Consider the following 26584-nt stretch of genomic DNA (forward strand, 5'->3'; position numbering starts at 1 on the left):
CGCCACACCAGCAGATCCGCGCATCTGTGCCAGTGTGGTGCGGACGACAATCAAATCGATCAGGATGAGCTATTTGATTGCCATGTTAATAGCTCGGTATCACCGGCATTTCGTTCTCTCGGGCCTGGGTGCTGGCCCAGTTTTCATGACCGGGTTTTCATGACCCCGCTCGCCTCCTCGAATACCTTGCCTCGACGAAAGTCTCGCGGTTTGTGCCTTGTCAGTATCCAGACCGCCAACTAGATTCCCTTGTGATGGTATGACACGTATACAGTCATCATGGTCGTTTCGGTAATCACCCCGGCGGTAATACGGGAGCAGGGTGCTTGTGTCAGGAGTGCTTGTGCCAGGAGTGTTTGTGTCAGGAGAACCCAGACCCGCGCCGCATATGACCTTCAGGAGAACAACAACATGAGTACGTCCCCTCGACTCCTTTCCTCAGCCTTCACCCAGCGCTGCTTGATCGCTGCGCTGGCCAGTCTTGGACTCGCTGCTCCGGCCGCCGCCGAGACACTCACTTTTGCTCACGTCTATGAGACTTCCGAGCCCTACCATCAATGGGCACTATGGGCGGCGGATGAGATCGAGACGCGTACCGATGGCCGCTATAGCATTGAGGTACATCCGGCGTCGTCACTGGGCAAGGAAGCGGACATCAACGAAGGACTCAGCCTCGGTACCGTGGACCTGATCTACACCGGCAATCAGTTCGCCGGGCGTTCCTACGGCCCGATAGGCATTGCTGGTGCTCCCTATATGTTCCGTGATTTCGATCACTGGAAGGCTTATGCCGAAAGTGACCTGTTCGAGGAAATTGCCCAGGGCTACGAGGACGCTACCGGTAATGTGCCGCTGGCCATGAACTACTACGGACAGCGCCATGTCACCTCGAACGAGGCGGTCAATACACCGGCCGATATGCAGGATCTGAAGATTCGTGTACCCAACGCGCCGATGTACATGATGTTCCCGGAAGCGGTCGACGCCAATCCTACGCCGATTGCCTTCGCCGAGACCTACCTGGCCCTGCAGCAGGGCGTCGTCGATGCCCAGGAGAATCCATTGCCGACGATCAAGGCCAAGGCGTTCTACGAGGTCCAGGACTATATCAACCTCACCGGCCATATCACTGACTCGCTGATTACCATTGCCAGTGGTTCGTTGTGGAGCCGCCTGTCCGACGAGGACAAGCAGGTGTTCCGCGACGTCTATACCGAGGCCGGGGCCAACATCACCAGCGACATTCAACAGCAGGAGCAGGAGTTGGTGGCGTGGTTTGAGGAGCAGGGCGTTACCGTCAATGAAGTGGATCCCGCTCCGTTCCGGGAAGCCGTGGTGCCATTCCACAATGGCGACGCCGCGACCTGGGATCAGGAAACCTACGATCGTGTGCAGGCGCTCGGCCAGTAAGTCGTCGCCCATCACCCCGGTTGCCGGCTCACAACGCGGTCGGCAGCCACTCCCTGAGGCTCCCGTGGATGTCATGTCAGCGGGTTGTTGATCTGCGAGGAGGTGGCAATGGACGACAGAGAGGTCGCCCGAGAGTCCACGGGTATCGTGTTGCCGGAGGATGATGATCGAATCCAACCCGGCGACTATGTGATCGAGGACTACGTCACACTGGTTGTGTTCTGGTTGCTTGCACTGGATGTCTTTCTGCAGTTCTTCAGCCGCTATGTGCTGGGTAACTCCATTGCCTGGACCGAGGAAATGGCCCGATACCTATTGATCGCGGTTGGCTTTCTCGGCGGAGCCATGGCAGCGCGCAAGGGCTCCCACATTGCCGTGGAATTCTTCTACCGCTATCTGTCTGACCCGGTTGCCCGTGTGATGGCGGCAGTGGTCGATGTGATTCGCATTGGCTTTCTGGCGGTCATGGTGTGGATCACCTGGCAGTTGGCCCAGCGCACCAACTCGATGATGGTGTCGGTCGATCTACCCAAGAGCCTGATCTATTACGTGGTGATGGTGGGGTTTGTACTGATGTTGCTGCGTTCGCTGCAACTCGCCTGGCGTCATTATCGAGAAGGGCGCAGTGAACTGATGTTCCAGCAGGATGATGACTGAGCCGGGGAACCCCGATATGAAGGAAATGATGATCACCAACAGCCACGGGTCGCGCGTTGCACCCGTGATTGCCTTGCTGGCTCTGGTCGGCTGTGTGGCGCTGGCTGTCGCTGGCTACTATCTGTCACTGCTGTTCGTACTGTTGTTTACCCTGTTGCTGGTCGGTGTGCCGATTGCCATCAGCCTGGCCGGCTCCTGTCTGGTGTATGTCACCTTGACCGGCAGGGTGCCTGATGTGGTGGTGGTGCATCGCATGATCAACGGCATCGACAGTTTCCCACTGCTGGCCATTCCGTTCTTCATCCTCGCCGGTAACCTGATGAACAACGGCGGCATCACCACACGAATTTTTGATTTCGCCAAGGCGCTGATGGGCTGGATGCGTGGCGGCCTGGGACATGTCAATGTGGGCGCGAGCATTGTGTTCTCCGGCATGTCGGGCGCAGCGGTGGCCGACGCGGGAGGACTGGGAACCATCGAGATCAAGGCAATGCGCGATGCCGGCTATGATCAGGAGTTCTCGGTCGGCATCACGGCGGCTTCCTCGACCATCGGCCCGATCATCCCGCCGAGTCTGCCGATGGTGATCTATGGCGTCATGGCATCGGTATCCGTGGGACAACTGTTCGTGGCTGGCCTCGTTCCCGGACTGCTGATGGGGTTGACGCTGATGGTGATGATCTTTCTGCTTGCACGCCGTCGCGGCTACCAGCGTGATGCCAGGTTCTCGATCAAGGCCATTGGAACGACCTTTTCGCGCGCTTTCCTATCGTTGCTGACCCCGGTGCTGATTGTCGGGGGCATTATCAGTGGCGCCTTTACCCCAACAGAGGCGGCGATTGCTGCGGTGGTCTATGCCCTGGTATTGGGTGGCCTCGTCTATCGGACCCTGACCTGGCGTCGGCTGCTCAAGGTCAGTATGGAGACCATCGAAACTACCGCCATCATCCTGTTCATCGTGGCGGGAGCCTCGATCTTTGCCTGGATCCTGACCAGCAACCAGGTGGCCCAGCATGTCATGGCACTGCTCGGGCCCTTCCAGGATAACCCGGTGGCGGTGCTGTTGATCATCAACCTGGTGTTGATCATCGTCGGCTGCTTCATGGAGACCATCGCTGCGATCACCATTCTGGTGCCGGTGCTATTGCCGGTGGCCGTGGCATCCGGTGTCGACCCGGTACATTTCGGGGTGATCATGGTGCTGAACCTGATGATCGGGCTGCTGACACCGCCAGTGGGCATGGTGCTCTATGTGCTGTCGCGAGTCTCCGGAATCTCCTTCGAGCACTGCATGCGCGGGACCTTCCCGTTCCTCATACCCCTGTTGATTGCCTTGATGCTGGTGACCTTTGTCCCTGCCATCTCGATGTGGCTGCCGACTCTGATATATCGATGATGGGCTACGAGCCACGAGCCACGAGCCACGAGCCACGAGCCACGAGCCACGAGCCACGAGCCACGAGCTGGCCCCTATTCGTTCCTGGCGAACGGGGGCACTTCCCACGTCCATGTGGGTTGGCTATTCGTGTTCCCGACACGAACACGCACTTCCCACGTCCATGTGGGTTGCGTGCAGCGAGGGGATGATAGGAAAAGCGATGGACAACACCGCCTGTTCGAGGCCGGTCATTCGATATTAACCCGGCATGCTTTCATGTCGGGTTAATGGCGGCACAGGGACGTGCCGCCGTCGGCCATCAGGCCGACGCGAGACCGCACCACACCAGCAGATCCGCGCATCTGCGCCAGTGTGGTGCGGACGACAATCAAATCGATCAGGAGGAGCTATTTGATTGTCATGTCAATAAGAGAGGAAGGGATTGACCATGCACAGGGACGACATCTGTTGTCGGGTTGACGAGGCGGATCTGAGGCGCTTTATCGGCCAGAGCCTGGCCCGCTGTGGCGCCGATACGCCGACCAGCGACGCGGTGGTCAGGGCGCTGGTGACGGCATCATTGATGGGGGTCGATAGCCACGGACTGCGCCTTCTGCCGCACTACATCAAGGAACTGCAGGGAGGGCGCGTGTGTGGCGCTCCCCAGTTGCGGATGGAGCAACGCCTGCCTGCGGTGGCGGTGCTTGATGCCGGGCATGGTCTGGGACATCTGGCTGGCTATCGTGCCGTCGAGAAGGCCGTGGAAATGGCACGTCAGGTGGGTGTCGGGGCGGTCTCGGTAGGTAACTCCTCGCATTTCGGGGCTGCGGGCTGTTACGCGATGACTGCAGCGGAGCAGGGCATGCTGGGCTTGGCCCTGTGCAACTCCGACCCCTTCGTGTTGCTGCATGGTAGTCGTCAGGCCTTCCATGGCACCAACCCGATAGCCTTCGCCGCTCCGGTCGACGGGGAGGATCCCTGGTTGCTCGATATGGCTACCAGCGCCGTTCCCTGGAATCGTGTGCAGCAGTATTCTGCCATCGGTCGTGAACTGCCTGCTGATATTGCCGCCACTGAGGATGGTATCACCACCACCCATGCGGCTGACGTCAGGGCACTGCTGCCGCTCGGAGGTGCCGGTTTTGGCTTCAAGGGCGCGGGGTTGGCCGGCATGGTCGAGATCCTCTGCTCGACTCTGGCCAACATGATGCATGGTTTCCATCTGTTGCCCATGACCGGCCCCGATATGTCGACCCCGCGTGGGGTGGGGCATTTCTTTCTGGTGATGAATCCAGAAGCCTTCATCGAGCGAGATACCTTCCAACAGCGCATCAAAGCCTATCGAGACGATCTACGTGCCATGCGCGGCGTCGATGATCGGCCAGTAATGGCGCCGGGGGACCGTGAGTGGCAGTGCCGTGAACAGCGCCGGCGCAAGGGCATACCGCTGGATCATGCTCAGCGTGATGCCTACCGTGAACTGTCCCTCCAACTCGATATCCCGTCACTCGCTGAGCATGCCTGAGCCCTGGTCTCGATCCTGTGCCGCTTCGTGGCTCAAGGCTGTGAGACAGGCAGTACAGCGGTCTCCGTGTGCAGTACCATATGGCATTCGACCCGAAGGTAAGGGGAGTTGGATGAGAGGTGAGGGGAACGGGATGAAAGGAGAATCGCGTCGATGAGCAGATATCGGGTAGAGCGCAAGACACTCTCCGAACAGGTGGCCGAGCAACTGGAAGCGGAAATTCTGGAAGGACGGCTCAGTGAAGACGACCAACTGCCGTCAGAGCGGGAATTGATGGAGCAATTCGGTGTGGGTCGCCCGGCGGTGCGGGAAGCGCTGTTCTACCTGCAGAAGCTCGGTCTGATCGCCATCAACAGTGGTACTCGTGCGCGGGTGATTCGTCCTACGGCGGACGCCGTGATGGCCAGACTGTCGGGGGTTACCCGTCAACTGCTCTCGCAGCCGCGGGGACAGCAGTATTTCCAGGAAGCCCGTGCGCTGTTCGAGGTATCTCTGGCGCGTCATGCTGCTTCCCATGCCACGGATGAAGATATTGCCCGATTGCGTGCCGCGCTGGAGCATCAGCGCTCGGTGATCGGTGATGAGGCGGCCTTCAAGCGCGCCGACAACGACTTCCATGGTGTGCTCGCCGCCATTGGCTGCAACCCCATCTATGATGCTATCCACCAGGCGCTGTCGGAATGGCTCGACGATCGCCGGGCGCAGGCATTGCAGCAGGAAGGGGAAGACCAGGCGGCACTTGAGGCCCACACCGAGATAGTCGAGGCCATTGCCTCACGCCATCCGGACGATGCCGAAGCGGCCATGCGCCGCCACCTGGATCGGCACTACGGCACCTACATGCAGTTGAAGCAGCGACTCGGCAAGCATTGATGGTTGGCAAGCGCTGATGGGAGTGTGCAGTTCGGCACTGGGTCCCTCGATACCGAACTGCATGATGGCGGGCTAGAGCGATACGCCGCGCTTCCAGGGGATAAAGTCGTGCTGGGCCAGCGACACGGCTCTGGTGGTGTAGCGACCGGAGGCTGCGTCCAGACACTGCTGCAGCAGCTTGTCGGCGAGTTCGTCGATGCTCGCCTCCCCACGGATCACCTCACCGGTATCGAAATCGATGATATCAGCCATGCGGCGGGCCAGGTCCGAGTTGCTCGAGACCTTGAGTACGGGCACCACAGGGTTGCCAGTCGGGGTACCGAGCCCTGTGGTGAAAATCACCAGGTTGGCCCCGGACCCCGCTAGCGCCGTGGTCGACTCGACGTCACTGCCGGGCGTGCACAACAGGCTCAGCCCCGGACGTGTGGCGGGCTCGGTGTAGTCGAGCACTTCGACCACCGGGCTTCCCCCTCCCTTGCGGGCCGCACCGGCGGACTTCATGGCATCGGTGATCAGTCCATCACGGACATTGCCTGGAGAAGGGTTCATGGAGAAGTCGGCACCGACTGCTGCTGCGTGCCGCTGGTAGGCTTCCATCAGGTCGGCGAAGCGCTGCGCGGTGGCGTCGTCCACACAGCGTGCTCGCAGTTCATGCTCGACGCCACAGAGCTCCGGAAACTCGCTGAGTATGCCGCTGCCGCCCAGTGCCACCAGTCGGTCGATGGTGGCGCCGACCACCGGATTGGCCGAGAGTCCCGAAAAGCCATCCGACCCGCCGCATTCCACACCGATCCGCAGCTTTGACAGCGGAGCCGGGCGTCGCTCGACCTTATTGGCTTCGTGTAGGCCATCGAAAATGGTCGTCAGCGCTTCGCGAATAAGGGCGTCCTCGCTGGCACTGGCCTGTTGCTCGAGATAGTGCACCGGGCGCAGTCCCTCAGGATCACGTTCCTTCATTGCCTGCTTGAGCATGGCGATCTGTGCCTTCTGGCACCCGAGGCTCAGAACCGTGGCACCGGCCACATTGGGATGAGTGATGTAACCGGCCAGCAGGCGGCATAGTGCCAGTGCATCATCATCGGTGGTGCCGCACCCCTGGTGATGGGTCAGGAAGCGCACGCCATCGACATTGGCAAAGGGTGAACTCAGCGGAGGGGAACCCTCATCGCCACTCTCACCGCGCAGCATGGCCCTGGCCATGCGCTTGTAGTCGCGATAGGGGTCATCGCCCAGGGCCTCGGCCACGCTCTGCCGCAATACTTCGATATTACGGTTCTCGCAGAACACCAGCGGCACCACCAGCCAGATATTGGCGGTACCCACCTGGCCGTCCGGCCGATGAAACCCGTCGAAAGTAGCGTCGGCAAAGCTACTGATATCGGGTGCCAGCCAGTGTTCTCGACGAACCACGTCTCCGCTGGAATCGGTGGAATGGGCCAGATTGTCGGTACGGATGGCACCGCCCGCGGAAATCGCCCGGGTGGCGCGTCCCACGGTAACGCCATACATGGTGACGGTATCGCCGACTTGCAGGTCGCACAGCGCAAACTTGTGCTTCTGGCGAATCGGTTCCACCAGACGAACGCTGGTATCGCCATCCTCGATCAGCGTGCCGGCGGCGAGGTCACGTAGCGCTACGCGAACATTGTCGCTGGCGTGCACCAGCAGACTGGGCCGCCCAACGGTATCGGTGGCCAGTGGTGGGGTAGTGGTTGCCACGGTCATGGCCTCCTCAATCAATCTGTTGTTCTTGAGCGGTCGATGTTCTCGACCGCGGGTAATTTGAATGATGGTCGCTGGGCCATGGTCGGCTGTTGTGCCCATGTTGAAGCACATGGCTCAAGCGTGTGGTTCAGGCGTCGGATTCGGCAAAGACCTGTTGGGTCTGAGTGCCGAGCCCCTCGATGCTCAACTGCATGGTCTGGCCAGCGCGCAGATAGACTGGCGGCTTCTGTCCCAGGCCGACCCCCGGAGGCGTACCGGTGGAGATGATGTCGCCGGGTTGCAGGCTCATGAAGCGGCTGAGATAGCTGATCAGGAAAGGCACCTGATAGACCATGGTGCGGGTGGAACCATCCTGATAGCGCTTGCCGTCCACATCCAGCCACATACCGAGGTTCTGCGGGTCGCCAATCTCGTCGGGGGTCACCAGCCAGGGGCCGATGGGGCCAAAGGTATCGCAGCCCTTGCCCTTATCCCAGGTGCCGCTGCGTTCCAGTTGGAACTCCCGCTCGGAGATGTCATTGACCACGCAGTAGCCGGCCACGTGCTCGAGGGCGTCGGCTTCATCGATATAGCGGCCTGCCTTGCCGATGACCACGCCGAGTTCGACTTCCCAGTCGGTCTTGCTGGAGCCGCGGGGAATCACGACATTGTCGTTGGGGCCACAGATGGCGCTGGTCCACTTGTTGAAGACGACCGGCTCAGGAGGGACCTCAGAACCGCTTTCCGCTGCATGGTCGGCGTAGTTCAGACCGATGCAGATGAACTTGCCGACCCGTCCAACACAGGGGCCGATGCGAGTTGAATCGCTGATCTTCGGGAGGCGCGATAGATCCAGACCGGTGAGATGCTTGCGGCTCGCCGCGGACAGGTGATCGCCGGCAATGTCATCGATGACTCCGGAAAGGTCGCGAATGACGCCATCGGCATCGAGAATGGCCGGGGTTTCCTCGCCGGGGAGGCCAACACGCAATAGTTTCATGGTGAATCCTTGTCCTTGTGCTTGTGTTTATGAAAGCCGGGAGAGGGAGGCATCAGGCCAGCCAACCGCCATCGATGATCTGAGCGGTTCCCGTGGTATAAGCCGATTCGTCACTAGCAAGGTAGGTGGCGAGTGCCGCAATCTCCGCCACCGTACCCAGCCGTCCCATGGGTTGGCGATCCAGAAATGCCTGACGAACCTCATCCTCGTTGCTGCCCTGCGCCCTTGCCTGGTCATGGATACGCTGGCGCAGCGATGGCGAGTCCACCGTTCCGGGGCAGATGGCATTGCAGCGCACGCCACGGGTCACATAGTCGGCGGCGATGGAGCGGGTAAGCCCCAGTACCGCCGCCTTGCTGGTACCGTAGGCGAAACGGTTGGGCACGCCCTTGAGGCTGGATGCCACCGAGGCCATGTTGATGATGCTACCCTGGCCGGCGTCGAGCATGCCGGGCAGGAAGGCCGAGATGGTATGAAACATCGAGCCGACATTGATGGCCATGGAACGCTCGAAGGCATCCGCATCACACTCCAGCAGAGTGCCGCTGTGGACATATCCGGCACAATTGAACAGCACATCGAGGTTGGGCAGACGAGCAGCCAGCTCCCGGATGGCAGCGGGGTCGGTGACATCGAGACGTTGACACTCGATGCCATCCACCGTGCTCAGGGTTTGCAGCTTGTCGGCATCGATGTCCGTCGCAATGACCCGCGCTCCTTCCGCCGCAAACCGAGTGGCTGTGGCCTGTCCAATGCCCTGGCCGGCAGCGGTGACCAGGGCGATCTTGTGGTTGAGGCGCATGGACAATCCTCGCGATAGTCGAAGCGTTGGCCAGACCGGTTGTCAGGTCGCCGCCTGGATCAACTGGTATGACAGCATGAAAGCATGATGCTTCAGCGAGTATGGCTCAGCTCCTCGTGGCTCGCCAATCCGGTATCCAGTCTGCTTCCAGCGGTGCTCCCTCAGCCTTGCGTACCTCTCTGATGGGCCAACCAGGCACGGATACCGTATTGCCAGGGTGGCAGTTGATCACTGCGGCCCACCGGGTTCGACAAGCTGCCCAGCGTCGGTGTCGAGATGGTCACCATGTCATCGAGATGATGGGTGAAGCCCTGACCAGGGCCGTTGCGATCCTGGATCGGCGAGAACATGGTGCCGAGGAACAACATGAAGCCATCCGGGTACTGGTGGTGACGACCGATGGTCTGGCTGACCAGGTCCAGGGGGTCTCGGCTGATCTCACGCATGTCACTGCTGTCATCAAGCAGGAAGCCGTCCTGCTGGCCTTCGATACGCAGGCTGACCAGCGCCTGGCGAATATCATCCATGGAGAAGTGCGCATCGAACAAACGGATGAAGGGGCCGATGGAACAGGAAGCATTGTTGTCCTTGGCCTTGCCGAGCAGCAGAGCGCTGCGCCCTTCGACATCGCGCAGATTGACATCATTGCCGAGGGTTGCTCCCTTGACCTGACCCCGGGAATCCACGGCCAGCACCACTTCCGGCTCGGGGTTGTTCCACTGCGAGGCCGGATGAAGGCCGACGCTGGCACCGAAACCTACCGCCGAGAACGGCTGTGCCTTGGTGAATACCTCGGCATCCTGTCCGATACCGACTTCCATGTACTGGGACCAGGCACCGCGTGCCTGAAGCTCCGCCTTCAGCGCCATGGCCGCGTCGGAGCCGGGCTTGATACGAGACAGGTCGCTGCCGATGATGGCATTCAGCTCATCACGCAGACTGGCAGCTCGAGAGGGATCTCCGCCGGCCTGTTCCTCGATGACCCGCTCCAGCAGGCTGACGGCAAAGGTCACCCCACAGGCCTTGATGGCCTGTACGTCACAGGGAGCCAGCAGGTAGGGGCTGACCTGAGGGCGGGCCAGGGAGTTGGCGACGAGTTCATCAACGGAACACAGGGCCTCACCCTGAGCGTCGCGCACCAGTTGCGCGGCATCGTCACGCTCGAGCAGGTCGGCCATTACGCTGACATGGGCACTGAGGTCGATGACCTTGTCCGCGCGCAGGGCAACAATGGCCGGGCCGCGCTGGTCATCGCGCCATACACGTCCTACCAGCAGGGCGTGTTCGGCATCCTGGGGAAGAATATTGGGGATCAAGGCAAGTCTCCTGGGGGTAAGATTGTTGTCATCACAGACGGGTGTGGTCATGACAGGCGGTTGTTGTCGTGATGAAAACTGTCTTCATCAAGAACTATCTTCATCAAGAACTATCTTCATCAAGAACAAGGGCCACATCGGATCAACGGCCATCCGAACGTGGCAGAATGCGTCCGGCACTGAGGTTTCCTCGTGGGTCCAGCAGGCGTTTCAGGCCGCGCATGATGTCATATTCCGGCGCCGACAGGCTGGCAAGAAAGGCGCTCTGCTTGATGCGGCCAATGCCGTGCTCGGCGCTGATGCTGCCGTCGAACTCTGTGACAAGCTCGAACAGTTGCTCCTCGATATCGTGGAGCAGGGCAAGCTTGTCGTCGTCATCCAGCCCAGTGGGCGGAAGAACATTGAAATGCAGGTTACCGTCACCGACATGACCATAGGCGATCACTTCGGCATCCGGCGACAGCTCGGCCACCAGCCGCTCGGCCTGGTGATGAAAGGTGTCCAGTGCCGAGATGGGAAGGGCGATATCGGTGCGCAGGTGCACTCCGCGTCGCTGCTGGCCCTCGAGCATGGCCTCCCGGAACTGCCACAACTGGGCCGCCTGAGCCTCGCTACTGGCCAGTACACCGTCGCCGAGTAGTTGTCGTTCCATCCCCTGACTGAACAGCGTCTCGATCATGGCATCCAGATCCAGCTCGCCGCTGGCCGCAACCTCGAGCAGCACGTAGACCGGATGGGGCTCATCCAGCGGATCCCTGAGCGTGGGGGCCGCTTCCAGCGCCAGTTCGATGCAGCGACGCGGAATCAGCTCGAACGCGGTCAGCAGGTCACAGCAACTGCGTCGCGCCAGACCATAGAGTTGCATCACCGCCCGCACATCGGGGCAACCGATCAGTGCCACCCTTGAGTTGGCAGGTTGCGGGCAGAGCTTGAGGACGGCTCCGGTGACGATACCGAGGGTTCCCTCGGCACCGATGAACAACTGTTTGAGGTCGTAGCCGGTGTTGTTCTTGTGCAGCGGACGCATGTCACTGAGGATTCGGCCATCCGGCAGTACCACCTCGAGGCCGAGCACCAGCTGGCGTGTCATGCCGTAGCGCAGCACATTCAGGCCACCGGCATTGGTCGAGATATTGCCTCCGATCTGACAACTGCCCTGAGCGCCAAGCGCGAGGGGAAAGAAGCAGTCCTCGGCCAGAGCGGCATCCTTGACCTCCTGCAATACGCAACCGGCGTCGACGCTGATGGTGAAGTTGATCGCATCCAGCGCACGAATCCGGTTGAGGCGCTCCAGACTCAACACCAGTTCCGGTGTATGGCGGTCCGGCAATGCCCCCTCCACCAGGCCGCTACCGCCGCCCTGGGGTACCACCGGAATATCATGCTGATGGCAGTAGCGCATGACATCGGCGACGTCGTCGACGCTGGCCGGGCGGGCAACGGCGAGAGGTTCGGCGCCACGAGCACCGGCCCAGTCCAGGCAGTAGCGCTCGGTATCGTTGGCGTTGCTCAACACGCCGTTGGGGCCAAGGGACTGTTGAAGAAAGGTAATCAGCTCATCGCGCATGGGGCCTCCATCATGTTCGGTGACTGGTGAAATGACGGCGTTGGTAGAAATGGAAACACCGTGCTAGCGGAACCACAGCACCAGGCCGGGGAACACCAGAAACAACGCCAGCAGTGCCAGCAGTGTGAAATAGAACGGCAACAGACTCTTCACCAGGCTCTCCATGCCCACCTTGCCGACACCGCAGCCGACGTAGAGCACGGTGCCGACGGGCGGTGTGATCAAGCCGATGCCGAGCACGAAGGACATCAGCACGCCGAAGTACACCGGGTCGATGCCGAGCTTGACCACCACCGGGGTCATCAAGGGGGCAAGAATGACCATCGCTGGAGTCAGGTCCATGAAGAAACCGACGATCAGCAGAAAGGCCGAGAGCAGCAGTAACAGCAGCAGTTTGTTCTCGGTGATCGCCGACAGGCTGACTACCAGTTGTTGAGGGATCATGTTGGCCGTCAGTAGCCACGCCAACACGCTGGCGAAAGCCAGCAGTAGCATCACCACACCTGTCAGGCGGCCGGTGGCGATGCACAGCTCGAACAGGCGCTTGAGGGTCAGGCTGCGATATACCAGCAGTGAGACGATGATGGCATAGAGCAGAGCGATGGCGGCGCTTTCGGTGGGAGTGAACACGCCGGTCAGGATGCCACCGACAATGATCACTGGCAGCAGCAGGGCAAGCAGCGCGTCCTTGAGTGCGGCACCCAACTCAGGCAGTGAGAACGGTTGGCCGCGCCCGGTCTTGCGGGACTGGACATAGGTGGTGATGGCAAGACCCAGGGTGATCAACACTCCCGGCACGATGCCGGCGAGGAACAGCTGCGAGATCGAGGTGTTGGTGACGACGCCGAACAGGATCATGGGAATCGATGGCGGAATGATGATACCCACCACTGATGCGGCCACGACGATCGCAGTGGCCATCGATGCCGTGTAGCGGTGTTGTTTCATGGGCTCGATCATCATACTGCCCACGGCTGAGGCATCTGCCACGGCGGAGCCACTGATGCCGCCAAAGAACATCGAGGTCATCACCGCGACCTGGCCGAGACCACCGGCGACAAAGCCCACCAGGGCACTGGCCAGGCGTACCAGCCGGGTGGCGATTCCGCCTTCGCTCATGACCTCACCCACCAGGATGAACAGTGGAATCGCCAACAGCGGAAACGAGTCGAGTCCATTCACTGCCTGATCAACGATCGGCGACAGCGAATAGCCGGAATGAAAGAAAATGAACAGACTGATGGCGCCAAGTCCGAAGGAAATCGGCATGCCGATGGCGATACAGATCGCCAGGCCGATGAGGATGCTCCACAGAATCATGGCTCTTCCTCTCTGGATGGCGTTTCGGGCGTGTTGTTCTTGACCCGGTCCTTTTTGAACAAGGCGATCAGCGCCAGGCTGTTGGCAATCAGTGTCAGTACCGCCATGACCGGCATGGCGCTGTACAGCCAGGTTCTGGGAATGCCGAGCATTGGTGTGGCGCTGGTGTAGCCGGAAATCAGCTCCTTGAAGCCGAGTAGAATGCACACGCACACGCCATAGATGATGGCGATGGCGAGCAGGTTGAGTAGGCGGCGCAGTCCGGTAGGGGCCAGGTCCTTGAAGTAGGTGACGGCAACGTGCTGGCGTTCGAGGCTACCGAGGCCGGCTCCCAACAGCACCAGCCAGATGAACAGTACCCGTGACATTTCCTCGGCCCAGGAATAGGACGTGTTGAGTACGAAGCGGCCGAAGACATTGGCACATACACAGAACACCACTCCCACTACCAGCAGGCCGACGGCTATGCGTAGCGTGGTGATCAGCCCCGCCAGCCACCCGGGTGTCTGACTTGACGTTTGAGTCGTCATCGAGCATCTCCACAGGGTTAACGACACAAGGTCTGGATGAGCACCACACCGGGTCTGGCCCGATGTGGTGAACAACGTGGTGAGTCAACAGATCACTGAGCGGAGGTGGCGCGAATCGAATCGATCAATTCGCCGCCCACCTGGTCGCGCCAATTGTCATAGACCGGCGCCAGCGATTCCTGGAAGGTGGTGACCTGCTCCGGGGTGAGTTCGGTGATCTGCATGCCCTCGTCGATCAGCTCCTGCTTGATCTGATCGTTCAGGCTGCGGCTGACTTCGCGTTCGTAGTCCCCCATCTGCTGGGCGGCTTCAACCAGCATCTGCTGGTAGCTTTCCGGGAGCTTGTTCCAGAAGCGCTCGGACACCAGGGTGATGAACGGCGTGTAGACATGGTTGGTCTCGCTGGCATAGCCCTGGACTTCATTGAAGCGAGACGATTGGATAGTGATCCATGGGTTCTCCTGACCATCGACGACACCCTGCTCCAGTGCAGTGAACAACTCGGCGAATGACATCGGGGTAGGGTTGGCGCCCAGCGTCCGCCAGATATCCAGATGGATCGGGTTCTGCATGGTGCGAACCTTGAGGCCATCCAGGTCGTCCGGGGAGTCCACCGCGGCCTGGCTGTTGGTCAATTGGCGATAACCATTCTCGGCCCAGCCGATGGCCACCAGACCGTTGCTGCTGGCGATGCCCAGCATGCTGTCACCGATCTCACCGTCGAGCACCTCATCGGCAACCTCGGGGGTCGGGAACAGGAACGGTAGGTCAAAGACCGCGAACTGCGGGAACATATTCACCAACGGAGAGGTCGAGGGCGCAGTCATCTCCAGAGTGCCGGACTGCAGTGCACTGACGGCCTGCAGGTCATCGCCAAGCTGTGCGCTGTGGAACAGCTCGACCTGGATGTGTCCGTCGCTGCGTGCCTCGACGATATCCTCGAAGTATTCCAGTCCACGATATTGGGCACCCGATTGCGTGGTGCCAATGCTGAACTTGATGGTGTAATCATTGCCATCTCCTTCAACAACGTCGCCTGTCACTTCGGGAATCGGCGGCATCTCGGCTGCGGCCTGGGCCGTGGAGAGGGTGGCCAGCGTCAGCGCCAGAGCGCCGATCGAGGCGGTAATGATGCGCAGGGGGAAGCTCGGAGTGGCGTACCTTGTGATTGTCATTGTCGGTCTCCTTTTTGACAGGCTCTGAAGGCAGGCCTGCGGGATAGACGAGGCGCCGCGTCCGGCGCCTCGCGTGTTGCTTTATGGCTTGATTGCCTTATTGCCATTCCTTACCGGTGGGGTAGGTGTGGTCATCCAGTGAAGCGGCCTTCATGGTGATGCTGTAGCCGGGCGCCTCGGGTACCAGGTAGTGTCCCTGGCGAATGCGCACCGGGTCGACGAAATGGTTGTGGAGATGGTCGACGTACTCGAGCAGGCGTCCTTCGAGGGAGCCGGATACCGCGATGTAGTCGAACATCGAGATATGCTGGGTGTATTCGCACAGACCGACACCGCCACCGTGGGGACAGACCGGAATATCGAACTTGGCTGCCAGCAGCAGCACCATGATGACTTCGTTGAGTCCTCCGAGACGCGCCGAGTCGAGCTGGCAGTAGTCGATCGCGCCGGCCTGCATGAACTGCTTGAACATCACTCGGTTGTGGCAATGCTCACCGGTGGCGACGCCGATACCGGAATCAAACAGCCGGTTGCGAATCTCGGCGTGGCCGAGAATATCATCGGGGCTGGTGGGCTCCTCGATCCAGTGTGGATTGAATTCGGCCAGACTGCGCATATTGGCGACGGTCTCATCGACTTCCCACACCTGGTTGGCATCCATCATCAGGGTGCGCTGCTCACCGATTTCCTCGCGGATAATGGCGGCACGACGCCGGTCTTCCTCGAGGTTGCCTCCGACTTTCTGCTTGAAGTGCTCCCAGCCCTCAGCGAGTGCCTCGCGGCACAGGCGACGCACCTTGTCTTCGTCATAACCCAGCCAGCCGGCGGAGGTGGTGTAGGCAGGGTAGCCGTTGGTACGCATCTCGGTTTCGCGAGCTTCCTTGCCGGGTGCCATGCGCTTGAGCATGGCAATGGCTTCCTCGGGCGTCAGGGCGTCGGTGACGAAACGGAAGTCCAGGCAATTGACCAGTTGTTCGGGGGACATGTCGACCAGCAGTTTCCACACCGGCTTGCCTTCCTGCTTGGCCCACAGATCCCAGACAGCGTTGATCATGGCCGAGGCGGCGAGATGGATCACACCCTTCTCCGGACCAAGCCAGCGCAGTTGGCTGTCACCGCTGGTCATTTCGCGCCAGAACTGGCCCATGTTGGCGGTGATATCCTCGAGACGGCGTCCCTCCAGGCGCGAGGCCATGGCGTTGATCGCCGACACGCAGATATCGTTGCCACGGCCGATGGTGAAGGTCAGGCCGTGGCCTTCGATATCGTCATTTCGGTCAGTGTGGAGAATCACGTAAGCTGCTGAGTAGTCAGGCGCCTCGTTCATCGCATCCGACCCGTCCAGGTGACGAGAGGTGGGGAATCGGATGTCGCGTGCTTCAACTCGAGTGATAGTGGTCATCTCTGTACCTGGAGCCTCGTTGTCATTGATGTCGTTTGTTGTTGATGTCACTTCCGGCTGGTCGCCGCCACCGCACTGATGATGAACGAGCCGGAGCCTGCGGTTCAGGCAGTCGAAGAGAGAGGTCGACAGCCCGGGAATGTCGTGTTCTGCGTATGGCCCGAGTCTATGTAGAGGAGCGAAAGCCGCGCCAATGGTATTTCTTGTTGGGCCGATAACCTCTGGTTATCATCATCCCCTGCGGATGGCAGCCGTGCGGTATCGAGTGGCTTCGGACCACAAACAGCGCTCCGTATTGCAAGGTGCTCTGTAGCAACAGGCGCGTTATCGACAGAGCGCTTCCATCGAGAACGGCGTTCAATCGGGTGAAGAGAGACAGGCATGCGTCAGGAATTCGGACTGCATATCAAGAGCTGGTTGCGGGTGCGACATATGCTGTTGCTGGTCGCCCTGGAACAGAGTGGCAACATGCACAACGCGGCGCGTCAGCTGAATATCAGCCAACCCGCCGCGAGCAAGATGCTCAAGGATATTGAGGGTTTTCTCGGTACCACACTGTTCAGCCGTGATCCCGGCCACATGGAGCCCAGTGATGCCGGGCAGCGGGTATTGCAGTACTGCCGCCGGGTACTCAATGACACGGACCGCTTGATCGAGGATCTGGCGTCGATGCGTGAAGGTGGTTTCGGCAAGCTTTCGCTGGGCACGGTGCCCGGTGCGGCGCCAGTGATGCTGCCGAGAGCCATCCAGGCACTCAAGCAGCGCCGCCCCCGGCTGGCCGTCAGTCTGTTCGAGAATTCCAGTGATCGCCTGCTGGTGGACCTCGAATACCATCTACTCGATGTGGTGATCGGTCGCTTTACCGACCCCGCGCAGCGACACCTGTTCGATTTCCAGCCGCTCAACGAGGAGCCGGTATCGGTGGTGGCCCGGCTGAATCATCCCTTGAGCCGGACGCCACCTGAGCTTGCGGAACTGGTTCGCTGGCCCTGGGTGTTGCACCCCATGAGCAGCCCCATGCGTGGGTTGTTCGAAACGGCGTTGGCCGAAGCCGGTGTGCCCTCGCCACGCAATGTGGTGGAGACCACCTCGACTCAGGCCACGCTGCAATTGGTCGCTTCTTCCGATACCCTCTCGATCCTGCCCAGCTCGATTCTCAGAACCACCTTTTCGGATGGCCGTTTCTCCATACTGCCACTGGATATCGGTGCTCCCCTTGGCCATTACGGGGCGATGACCCGCAAGGGGGAAGCCCTTTCCGAGGTGGTGGAGGAGTTCATTGATCTGCTGCGTGCTTCCGAACCGCGGTGATATATGCGACCTGGATCAGCGGTGACCTTTTTTGGGGTATGCTGACGGTGAGTACGTTCAGCAAGGAGGTCCCATGTCCGTACATGACAAACGGAAACATTTCGATGGGCGCCCCATGGCGTGGAAGCCTGCGGTACTGGTGCTTGCACTGGCCATGTTCAGTGGCTCGGCGGTGGCCGGCAATGGCAATGGGCAGGGCCACGGTAATGGCCAGGGTCAGGGCCAGGGCCAGGGCCAGGGCCAGGGCCAGGGCCAGGGCCAGGGCAATGGACCCGAGCGCGTTCAATCCCAGGGGCATGGCGGTGGTAATCCGCACCATAACGATGATCGTCGTGACCATGATCGCGACAGTCATGACCATGGCTCACAGAGGCATGACGGGGACATCGACATCAACCTGGTACATGGCGATATTCGCGATGTCTTCCACGATCACCGCGACTGGATCGATGGGCCCGGGGAGTCGTTGCCGCCGGGAATTCGCCAGAACCTTGCCCGTGGCAAGCCATTGCCGCCGGGAATTGCCAAGCGTGTCGATAGCCGCTTCCGGGATGTTCTGCCTCATTACGATGGCTATGAATGGTGGGTTGCGGGGACGACCGCCATTCTGGTGAACGCCACCAACAACATCATCGAGGATGTGGTTGAGGACATCTTCTACTGAGATGCGGTCTCGGCGATTGGTTGCGGGTGTCGATGGTGATACCTGACGCCGGGGCCATGATATTTCTCATGCAGGGCGCACAGTTGGCACATTCAGGGCTCCCCAATGGCCGCTGGAATTGGCACTATGTAGCCAATACCACTGTTGGGGAGTATTGATGGCCTGGATGTTGGTCATGGGCAGCGTCATGCTGTCCGTCGTTGTTTGCCTTGGATGGGCCGGCTGGGCACTGGGACGCTGGTGCCTGGGACGCTTGAGTTCGTCTTCTGCGCCACCGAAGAAGCCCACGTCTCATCGGACCCCGACACCCAGCAAGCGTCAACCGACGGCTCGTCGCAAGACGAGTTCAACGCGCAGCAGCACGTCGCGCTCGACAGCTGGCAAGGCTGACGCCGAGCCTTCTCCACCCTGGGGGCTGACCCGCCTGTTGGCGTCCTGTCGTGCTGCGCTGCCATTGGGATTGCTCGTGCTGTTCCTGTTCGGTGGTGCTCGCCTGGCCGAGGTGGGTATGCAGTCGAGCAGCCAGAGTGTGCCGGATGGCTATCACAAGGTGGTTGCGGTGCTGGGCTGGACGGCGTCCTTGACCCTGTTGCTGGCGGTATTGTCGTTGCTGGCCAGTTGGCGCATCGCCTGGTACGAAGCGCGCCAGTAGCTACTGTGCTTGCTGGTGGGTCTTTTCCCTCCTTGCTTCTCTCTCCCTTGCAGGGTGATCTATGCTGATGTGATCGCAGGCGCTTCAGTGGAAGCGAGGTGCCTGAGGCCTGATATGACCAACAACACAAGCGGCACAACAACAGTTGGCACAACAGGAATTGGCAGAACAAAGTGGTACAACAACAGCAACCGCTCATCACGCTGGGTATCTGCCTGACGATGCCTGGCGCACAAGGAGACGTGATGAAGTCCGTAACGCCTATTCGATATCTGTTCTCGGCCCGCGCCATCCAGCAGGGAGCTTTACTGTTGGGTTGCCTTGCTCTGGGTGCCTCCAGTGCTCTGGCCGCCGACTTCCAATACACCAGACCGGCGATTTCTCCAGAGGGAGGCTCCGGTTTCGAAGAGAAGCCGGGCTGGTCAACGACCAGTTTTGCTGTGGCGGCAGCCAATCCTCTGGCCACGGACGCCGGCTACCAGGTGTTGAAGGCCGGCGGCTCGGCCATTGATGCCGCCATTGCCGTCCAGATGGTACTGACACTGGTGGAACCCCAGTCCAGTGGCATTGGAGGAGGCGCCTTCCTGATGCTGTATGACGGCGACCAGGTGCATGCCTATGACGGGCGAGAAATGGCTCCTGGTGCGGTTGATGAGACGCTGCTCCTCGATGCCGATGGTCAGCCGCTGGATTTCATGACTGCCGTGGAGAGTGGGCGATCGGTGGGCGTGCCCGGTACTGTCCGCATGCTCGAGATGGCCCATGAAGCGCATGGCAAGCTACCCTGGAAGGACCTGTTCGAGCCAGCCATTCGACTGGCGACCGAAGGGTTCGCGGTGAGTCCCAGGCTGCATCAGAGCATTGCCTCGACCCCGTCGCTGGCTGAGGATTCGATTGCTGCGGAGTTCTATTTCGATGCTGATGGGCAACCGTTGGCGGAAGGCACGATGCTGAAGAACCCGGCTCTGGCCGAGATTCTGACCCGAATCAGCGAGGACGGCAGTTCTGCGCTCCACACCGGAGATATCGCCAGCGAACTGGTCGCCCGGGTACAGCAACATCCGGAAATGCCCGGCGAGCTGAGTCTCGAGGACCTTGCCGGCTACACCGCTGTGGAGCGAGAGCCACTCTGCAACGATTGGCTGGAATACGAAGTCTGTGGTTTTCCGCCGCCGTCGTCTGGACATCTGACGGTGATGCAGATCCTTGGCATGATGGCCGAACGTCCCCCTATCGAGACTGCCATCCATGAGGGCATACCGACAGTAGAATGGCTGCATCCCTTCCTCGAGGCATCGCGGCTGGCCTTTGCCGATCGGGGGCGTTATATCGGCGACCCCGATTTTGTCGAGGCCCCGGGAGGTAACTGGAACAGCATGCTTGATCCTGGTTATCTGGCCAGTCGGGCCGAGTTGATCGGTGACAGGAGCATGGGGAGCGGAGGTGCGGAGCCCGGTAATCCCGGCCCCTTGATGACCAGTTGGGCCAGTCAGCCTGAGCAACCGGAACATGGCACCAGTCACATCAGCATTGTCGATGCCGAGGGACAGGCCATTGCCATGACCACTACCATCGAGCAGGGGTTCGGCTCAAGGATCATGGCCAACGGTGGAACCGGGCTGGCGGGTGGCTACTTGCTCAACAACGAATTGACGGACTTCTCCTTTGCGCCGACCGACGACGAAGGCACACCGATTGCCAATCGAGTTCAGCCGGGCAAGCGGCCGCGTTCGAGCATGAGCCCGACGCTGATCTTCGATGGTGAAAGCGGCGACCTGGTGGCCAGTCTTGGGTCGCCTGGCGGGGCCGCGATCATCCACTACACCGCCCAGGCCATGGACGGCATGCTCAATCGCGACCTGAATGCTCAGGAAGCCCTGAATCTACCCCATGCCATTACCCTTGGAGACACCGTCTATCTGGAGGAGGAGCGCTTCCCTGAAGCGACCTTCCGCGATCTGCAGGGACTTGGTCATGAGGTTGAGCCTCGCGAGTTGACCAGTGGCCTGCAGGCATTGCGAGTGACCGAGGACGGCTTCTTTGGCGGGGCCGACCCGCGGCGTGAAGGCATAGTGCTGGGAGATTAGTACTGGGCGATTATTAACCCGGCATGCCTTCATGTTGGGTTGATTGCGGCACAGGGACGTGCCGCCGTCGGCCATCAGGCCTACGCGAGACCGCACCACACCAGCAGATCCGCGCATCTGCGCCAGTGTGGTGCGGACGACAATCAAATCGATCAGGATGAGCTATTTGATTGCCATGTTAATAGTACTGGGCGAATAGTGATGGATGATTGAGCCTCACTGCATGAATGACGGGCGCCGCCTTTCGGGGCGGCGTTCTTGTTTATGCTCGAGACGGTCAGCTGTCGGCCAGCCAATGGCGCAGCTTGAGCAGCAACAAGGCACCGTCACCCAATTGTCGCCTTTCATCCAGCAATGCTGTCAGATGATCTGGACGGTCGGTGATGATGCCATCCACGCCGATATCGAGCAGTCGCGCCATTTGCCCTGGCTGGTTGACGGTCCAGGCAAGGAGTTGGTAACCCGACTGGTGAGCGCGCTCGACTTCCCGGTGATCGATCTGGCTGTGACGTAGCCCGAGGGCGTCGAAACGGTCGCGGGGCAGGGCACTCGGTAGCGACCATTCAGCCAGTAGAATTGACCTGGCCTCGGGGGCGGATCTGTCGATCTCGACCAGTTGTCGGTAGGACAGGGTGGCCAGCCAGGTATCCTCGAAGATGCGAGGATTGCCGCATTGCTCCCGAGCCATGAGATCCGCGGCTTGGGCACGGCAGTCGATACGCCAGTCGCGTTCCCGTCGAAGCTCGCCCATCACCGCGTCCAGCAGTCGTCTTTCATCTCCTCGATCGGGCTTCAGCTCGATAATCAGGCTGGCACGTCCGCGCGCTGTGGCCAGCGCCTGTTGCAGGCTGGCAATGGGCTCTCCGGCGAAGGCATGGCTGAAACCACTGCCGACATCCAGCTGGGCCAGAGTCGTCCAGTCGAGGTCGGCAATGCGCCGCTGGTCGCCGATCAAACGGTTCAGGCTGGCGTCGTGGCTGAGCACCACCACACCATCAGCGGACAGCCGCACGTCGATCTCCACCAGGTCGGCGCCTTCATCCAGTGCCTGGCGTATGGCGGCGATGCTGTTCTCGGGGGCGCTCCAGGAGCTGCCTCGATGGGCAATGATCTGGACTTCGTCTCGCAGCTCCTGACGATCAATGAACAATATCGCCTGAGACAGCGCGAATACGATGACTCCTACCTCCACGGCCCAGGCAAGACGTCCCGGGTGGGCATCGGCGGGTGGTGAGGTGGGTCGGGGCTGTCGATGTGCTCGGCGCAGATACAGGCAGGTAGCCAGTAGCGCGTTGACGGCTGTGGCGGCAAAGGCCACCGCCAGGGTTACCAGAGTCACCAGACTGATCACGACCAGCATGACGGTGATGACCAGCTCGTTGTTGTCCGGCAGTTGAGTCAGCAGCGGTCCCAGTAATGCACTCAATGCCATGGAGGCCAGTGATGGCAACAGCAGAATCACGCCGAGAGCGGAGAACACCGCTGCTGCCATAGGCGGTAGATCATGATGTGTCAGCAACATGCTGCGTTTGAGCGCTGCGATGGGGCGCAACTGCTCGAGAACGACGCAGGGCATGGCCAGCCACCAGCGCACCAGCAGGCGGCCGGCGATGATCAGCCAGGTACCGACGAGAGGGAGGCAGGTGGCAATGAAATACCAGAACGCGGGAGGCCGCATTCGGCGGACATAATAAGGGTCCAGATCGCCGAGGATTGCCTGGTGCAGTTGTGTGACAAGGAAGAGGGTGAGGGTCAGCATGGCCAGATGGCAAGCCACCTGAATCATCGACAACAGGATCAGCCACGGTAGCCGATGAACGGCCAGCCACAGCGAGACCAACGCCTGACGGGCATGGTGGCCATGGGGCATCAGCGCGATCAGTATCATGCAGGCCTGCTGAAGATACAGCAGAGTGAGAATCAGGCAGAAGGCACCATAGGCCCATAGCAGGCCACCGGGGGACAGTAGTAGCTCCAGCGCATCGGAGGACGTGATCAGCGGCTGCCCGACCTGTGAGAGCCAGCCCGTCAGCGCCCAGGCCATGGCGGGGATCAACAGGCCCGAGGCTAGCAGCGTGAACAGTAGGTGTCCTGCCAGCAAGGGGCGAAGGTGGTCGCGCAGACTGGTAAGTACATCTCTGGTCAGAGAATTCATACGATGGAACATGGGGCTAGACTGGCACCCGAACGCTGTTCGGTAAAGTAGTGAGCGGCGAGCGCGCTGGGCCCAGGTTGTAACGCCGGCGCTTGCCGCTCGTGGCTGACCTACAGCTTCAGCTTCTCCTCGGCGACCAGGATGCCGTTGTTGTCGGCATAAACCCACTGGCCGGGGGTGAAGGTGACTCCGGCGAAGGTGACCGGGATATCGCGAATCCCTTCGCCACGCTTCTCGCTTCTACGTGGGTGCGCGCCGAGTGCCTGGATACCCAGGTCGGTTTCGGCGAGGACGTCGATATCCCTCACGCAGCCGTACATCACTACGCCGGCCCAGCCGTTTCCGGCAGCCTGTTCAGCCAGCATATCGCCGAGCATCGCGCAGCGGGTGGAGCCGCCGGCGTCCACGATCAGTACGGCTCCTTCACCGGGCTCAGTGACCGCCTCCTTGACCAGGGAGTTGTCCTCGAAGCATTTCACCGTACGTACCGGTCCGAAGAAGGCCTCGATACCGCCGAAGTTGATGAATACCGGGTCGCATACTGCGATTTCGGGGTAGGCGTCACAGATGTCGGGAGTTGCAATGCTGGTCATGATCAGCTTCCTGGCAGACTGGAGAGGGCCGGCACGAGCCTCGAGGGTGTCGAGGCTCTGTGTCGGAGCCGTTCATCTTCGTAGACCAGTATCGGCTGGCTGGCTCTCAGGGTAAAGCATGTCGGTCGAGGCCCGATGAGACGCTGGACGATCAGGTCAGCGAGATGCCGACGGCCAATCCGATTGACTGCAGGCTACGGCATCATGGGCATGCAGACTTTCACCATGTACGACTCGCACGCGAAATCCCTCGACCAGTGGGTGTCGCTGCAGTGTGCGATGCAGGCGTCGTGCGGCATCTTCGCAGAACATCAGGTTCTGGCCATTGGCCAGCGCAAAGGCCTGTTCGTCCACGCGTTTGACTGCTGTCTGCAGTGCAGTGCCCAGGGCTTTCTCTGCGCTGTCGATCAATGACGGCAGGGGGAGTGGTTCGGCATCACCCGACAGGCGCACGGATATGTGGGCCTGGCTGCGCTGGCTATGGGGTGTTGCCAGAATGCCCTGTTCACTACCCAACCAGGCGCGCACGCTTTCGTGGCTCAGAGGGATATCGACGAAATCCTCATCGAAGGCTTGCTGGATCAGTTGGCGGGCCAGAGCCGCCGAGCAGGGGCAGGTCGACGAGTAGCCGACGGTGACGCCGAGTACCGCCTCGAAGCCCCGGCTGTCCTGGCGGCAGCGCAGCGAGAAGGGGTAGGCCTTCCAGCCTGATAGAGGGCTGAGCAGCGCAGGGCGGTTGAGCAACGCCTCGCCACCAAGGTCGAGAAAGGCCGTGTTGGAGAGTCCTGCATGGCTGGCAAGGAAGGTATCCAGCACCTCGGATACCATGGATAACGTCAGTTCGTGATTTTCCAGCTCCGACAGGGCCAGATAGAGACGTGACATATGCACACCGCGCGCCTCAGGGGTGTCCAGACTCACCCCGGCTGAAGCACGACCGACAATGCTGCGCCCGGCGACGTGCAGGGGAAGGGCGATCTGCTCCATTCCCACCCAGTCCAGTGCGGTATCGATCAAGGGGCTTCCGGACGCGATATCGGGCAGTGACAGTTGTGACATGGTATTCCCGTCGATGATGGTGAAGGCATGGTATGGTACGTAATAACATAACATTAAGTCCATCATGACGGTGAACAGGGAAGTGCGGGAACATCCGGATGGATGAATTTTCGGCAAGGAGTAATCAGAAGGTGGGGATCAGAAGACAGCAGGGATGAGGTGAAAGAAGCGTGGCTCGAAAGCCACGCTTCAAAGGTTCAACTCTGGGGTTCAACTCTGGCGGGCCATGGCGATCAGCTGTTGTCCTTCAGTGATGCCATGTCGATGACGAACCGGTACTTGACGTCGCCCTTTTCCATGCGCTGCCAGGCGTCATTGATCTGATCAATGTTGATCAGCTCGACATCGCAACTGATGTCGTGTTCGGCGCAGAAGTCGAGGACTTCCTGGGTTTCCGGCATGCCGCCGATCAGTGAGCCGGCCAGTACTCGACGCTTGAAGACGAGGTTGAAGCCCTCGATGGCCGGTTCAATCGGATCGAGCAGCCCCACCAGAATGTGAGTGCCGTCGTATTTCAAGGCCTTGAGATAGGGGTTGATGTCGTGTTGTACCGGTACCGTATCGAGCATGAAGTCGAACTGTTCGGTGACGGCTTCCATCTGCGCTTCATCGGTGGACACCACAACATGGTCGGCGCCCTGACGCTTCGCCTCGGCTACCTTGGATTCGGAGCGGGTGAACAGGGTGACTTCCGCACCCAGTGCCCTGGCCAGTTTAACGCCGATATGGCCGAGTCCGCCCATGCCGATCACGCCGACCTTGTGGCCTGCCTGGACGCCGTAGTGCTTGAGTGGTGACCAGGTGGTGATACCCGCACACAGCAGAGGTGCAGCGGACTTCAGGTCGATACCATCAGGCATTCGAACCACGAAGCGCTCGCTGACAACCACCTTGTCGGAATACCCCCCCTGGGTCAGCGTGCCGCTGTGTCTGTCTGGGCTGCCATAGGTCATGGTGAAGCCTTCCTGGCAGAACTGTTCCAGTCCGTCGTTGCAGGCCTGGCAGTGGCGGCAGGAATCGACCATACAGCCAACACCGACCAGATCACCTGGCTTGTACTGCGTGACGTTGTTGCCCACGGCAGTGACTCGGCCGACGATCTCGTGGCCAGGTACAACTGGGTAGGAAGCCATTCCCCAGTCATCTCGAGCGAAGTGCAGATCGCTGTGGCAGACACCGCAGTAGAGGATATCGATCGAGACATCATCGGGGCGCGGCGCGCGGCGCTCGAAATTCCACAGTTCCAGTGGCGTGGTGGATGAGTGGGCGGCATAGCCGCGGGTGGATGTTCCAGTCGCTTGTGTCATGTACATGACTCCCGGTTGATGAGGGAAACGGTGGAACATTCTGGTCGAGAGGCGTGATTTCGGCCATGCCCTTTCCTGCGCAATGCGTGCTTGATCC

Annotated in this window: 25 protein-coding genes; 12 read left to right on the forward strand and 13 right to left on the reverse strand. The window is 60.5% G+C overall.

The features are described 5' to 3' along the window. The 7 genes from BUE38_RS23070 to nanR all read left to right on the forward strand — a co-directional run. Positions 1-243, forward strand: a 243-nt coding sequence (locus BUE38_RS23070) for a hypothetical protein (protein WP_200802123.1), incomplete at its 5' end; no start/stop codon positions are given. Positions 244-411: 168 nt separating this feature from the next. After that, positions 412-1410, forward strand: a complete 999-nt coding sequence (locus BUE38_RS02995) for a sialic acid TRAP transporter substrate-binding protein SiaP (RefSeq protein ID WP_073433511.1) — start codon at positions 412-414, stop codon at positions 1408-1410. Positions 1411-1518: 108 nt separating this feature from the next. Further along, positions 1519-2067, forward strand: a complete 549-nt coding sequence (locus BUE38_RS03000; protein WP_073433512.1) for a TRAP transporter small permease — start codon at positions 1519-1521, stop codon at positions 2065-2067. Between the two features lie 16 nt (positions 2068-2083). After that, positions 2084-3463 (forward strand): TRAP transporter large permease, encoded by a 1380-nt coding sequence (locus tag BUE38_RS03005; protein ID WP_084541675.1) that lies wholly within the window; start codon positions 2084-2086, stop codon positions 3461-3463. 269 nt (positions 3464-3732) lie between these two features. Continuing rightward, on the forward strand, positions 3733-3891 hold the full coding sequence (locus BUE38_RS22830) for a hypothetical protein (RefSeq protein ID WP_159438839.1): 159 nt from the start codon (positions 3733-3735) through the stop codon (positions 3889-3891). Between the two features lie 2 nt (positions 3892-3893). Continuing rightward, on the forward strand, positions 3894-4970 hold the full coding sequence (locus tag BUE38_RS03010; RefSeq protein WP_073433513.1) for an Ldh family oxidoreductase: 1077 nt from the start codon (positions 3894-3896) through the stop codon (positions 4968-4970). 153 nt (positions 4971-5123) lie between these two features. Beyond that, the gene (gene nanR, locus BUE38_RS03015; RefSeq protein WP_073433514.1) at positions 5124-5843 is read left to right on the forward strand and encodes a transcriptional regulator NanR; all 720 of its coding nucleotides are present in this window, start codon (positions 5124-5126) and stop codon (positions 5841-5843) included. A 72-nt stretch (positions 5844-5915) separates the two neighbouring features. Here the strand turns inward: nanR and BUE38_RS03020 are convergent, their stop codons facing one another. The 9 genes from BUE38_RS03020 to BUE38_RS03060 all read right to left on the reverse strand — a co-directional run bounded on the left by BUE38_RS03020 (position 5916) and on the right by BUE38_RS03060 (position 16659). Further along, the gene (locus BUE38_RS03020) at positions 5916-7562 is read right to left on the reverse strand and encodes a UxaA family hydrolase (protein ID WP_234986743.1); all 1647 of its coding nucleotides are present in this window, start codon (positions 7560-7562) and stop codon (positions 5916-5918) included. A 133-nt stretch (positions 7563-7695) separates the two neighbouring features. After that, positions 7696-8547 carry a fumarylacetoacetate hydrolase family protein gene (locus BUE38_RS03025; RefSeq protein WP_073433515.1) on the reverse strand — a complete coding sequence of 284 codons (852 nt, stop codon included), beginning with the start codon at positions 8545-8547 and terminating at the stop codon, positions 7696-7698. 52 nt (positions 8548-8599) lie between these two features. Continuing rightward, positions 8600-9349, reverse strand: coding sequence for an SDR family oxidoreductase (locus tag BUE38_RS03030; RefSeq protein WP_073433516.1), 750 nt, complete (start codon positions 9347-9349; stop codon positions 8600-8602). A 161-nt stretch (positions 9350-9510) separates the two neighbouring features. Continuing rightward, a complete protein-coding gene (locus BUE38_RS03035; protein ID WP_073433517.1) occupies positions 9511-10716 on the reverse strand; it encodes a fumarylacetoacetate hydrolase family protein in 1206 nt (401 codons plus the stop codon). Between the two features lie 91 nt (positions 10717-10807). After that, the gene (locus BUE38_RS03040) at positions 10808-12232 is read right to left on the reverse strand and encodes an FAD-binding oxidoreductase (protein ID WP_073433518.1); all 1425 of its coding nucleotides are present in this window, start codon (positions 12230-12232) and stop codon (positions 10808-10810) included. 63 nt (positions 12233-12295) lie between these two features. Continuing rightward, positions 12296-13552 carry a TRAP transporter large permease gene (locus BUE38_RS03045; RefSeq protein WP_143166169.1) on the reverse strand — a complete coding sequence of 419 codons (1257 nt, stop codon included), beginning with the start codon at positions 13550-13552 and terminating at the stop codon, positions 12296-12298. Then, the gene (locus BUE38_RS03050; protein ID WP_073433519.1) at positions 13549-14082 is read right to left on the reverse strand and encodes a TRAP transporter small permease; all 534 of its coding nucleotides are present in this window, start codon (positions 14080-14082) and stop codon (positions 13549-13551) included. The genes BUE38_RS03045 and BUE38_RS03050 overlap by 4 nt, the downstream gene beginning before the upstream one ends. Before the next feature lie 92 nt (positions 14083-14174). Continuing rightward, a complete protein-coding gene (locus BUE38_RS03055; protein ID WP_084541676.1) occupies positions 14175-15257 on the reverse strand; it encodes a TRAP transporter substrate-binding protein in 1083 nt (360 codons plus the stop codon). 97 nt (positions 15258-15354) lie between these two features. Next, positions 15355-16659 (reverse strand): L-fuconate dehydratase, encoded by a 1305-nt coding sequence (locus BUE38_RS03060; RefSeq protein WP_073433520.1) that lies wholly within the window; start codon positions 16657-16659, stop codon positions 15355-15357. A gap of 381 nt (positions 16660-17040) precedes the next feature. Between BUE38_RS03060 and BUE38_RS03065 the strand changes: the two genes are divergently transcribed. The 5 genes from BUE38_RS03065 (at position 17041) to BUE38_RS22840 (ending at position 21586) form a co-directional block, all read left to right on the forward strand. Next, positions 17041-17970, forward strand: coding sequence for a LysR family transcriptional regulator (locus BUE38_RS03065; RefSeq protein ID WP_073433521.1), 930 nt, complete (start codon positions 17041-17043; stop codon positions 17968-17970). Between the two features lie 73 nt (positions 17971-18043). Then, positions 18044-18634, forward strand: coding sequence for an anti-virulence regulator CigR family protein (locus BUE38_RS22835; RefSeq protein ID WP_159438840.1), 591 nt, complete (start codon positions 18044-18046; stop codon positions 18632-18634). Positions 18635-18791: 157 nt separating this feature from the next. Then, the gene (locus BUE38_RS03075; protein ID WP_073433522.1) at positions 18792-19286 is read left to right on the forward strand and encodes a hypothetical protein; all 495 of its coding nucleotides are present in this window, start codon (positions 18792-18794) and stop codon (positions 19284-19286) included. Between the two features lie 245 nt (positions 19287-19531). After that, positions 19532-21373: a gamma-glutamyltransferase family protein gene (locus BUE38_RS03080; protein WP_073433523.1), complete on the forward strand. Its 1842-nt coding sequence runs from the start codon at positions 19532-19534 to the stop codon at positions 21371-21373. A 39-nt stretch (positions 21374-21412) separates the two neighbouring features. Continuing rightward, complete coding sequence (locus BUE38_RS22840) at positions 21413-21586, forward strand: hypothetical protein (RefSeq protein WP_159438841.1); 174 nt, start codon at positions 21413-21415, stop codon at positions 21584-21586. Between the two features lie 64 nt (positions 21587-21650). Here the strand turns inward: BUE38_RS22840 and BUE38_RS03085 are convergent, their stop codons facing one another. From BUE38_RS03085 to BUE38_RS03100, 4 genes are all read right to left on the reverse strand, one after another. After that, positions 21651-23528, reverse strand: a complete 1878-nt coding sequence (locus BUE38_RS03085) for a glycerophosphodiester phosphodiesterase family protein (protein ID WP_084541679.1) — start codon at positions 23526-23528, stop codon at positions 21651-21653. A 110-nt stretch (positions 23529-23638) separates the two neighbouring features. Next, entirely contained in the window at positions 23639-24121 is a 483-nt protein-coding gene (gene rraA, locus BUE38_RS03090; RefSeq protein WP_143166170.1) for a ribonuclease E activity regulator RraA, read from the reverse strand. A 156-nt stretch (positions 24122-24277) separates the two neighbouring features. Beyond that, positions 24278-25180, reverse strand: a complete 903-nt coding sequence (gene folE2 / locus BUE38_RS03095) for a GTP cyclohydrolase FolE2 (protein WP_073433776.1) — start codon at positions 25178-25180, stop codon at positions 24278-24280. Between the two features lie 233 nt (positions 25181-25413). After that, complete coding sequence (locus BUE38_RS03100; RefSeq protein ID WP_073433526.1) at positions 25414-26487, reverse strand: NAD(P)-dependent alcohol dehydrogenase; 1074 nt, start codon at positions 26485-26487, stop codon at positions 25414-25416. Between the last annotated feature and the right edge of the window lie 97 nt (positions 26488-26584).

It is taken from the genome of Halomonas cupida (assembly GCF_900142755.1).
In the GTDB taxonomy this organism is placed as follows: domain Bacteria; phylum Pseudomonadota; class Gammaproteobacteria; order Pseudomonadales; family Halomonadaceae; genus Halomonas; species Halomonas cupida.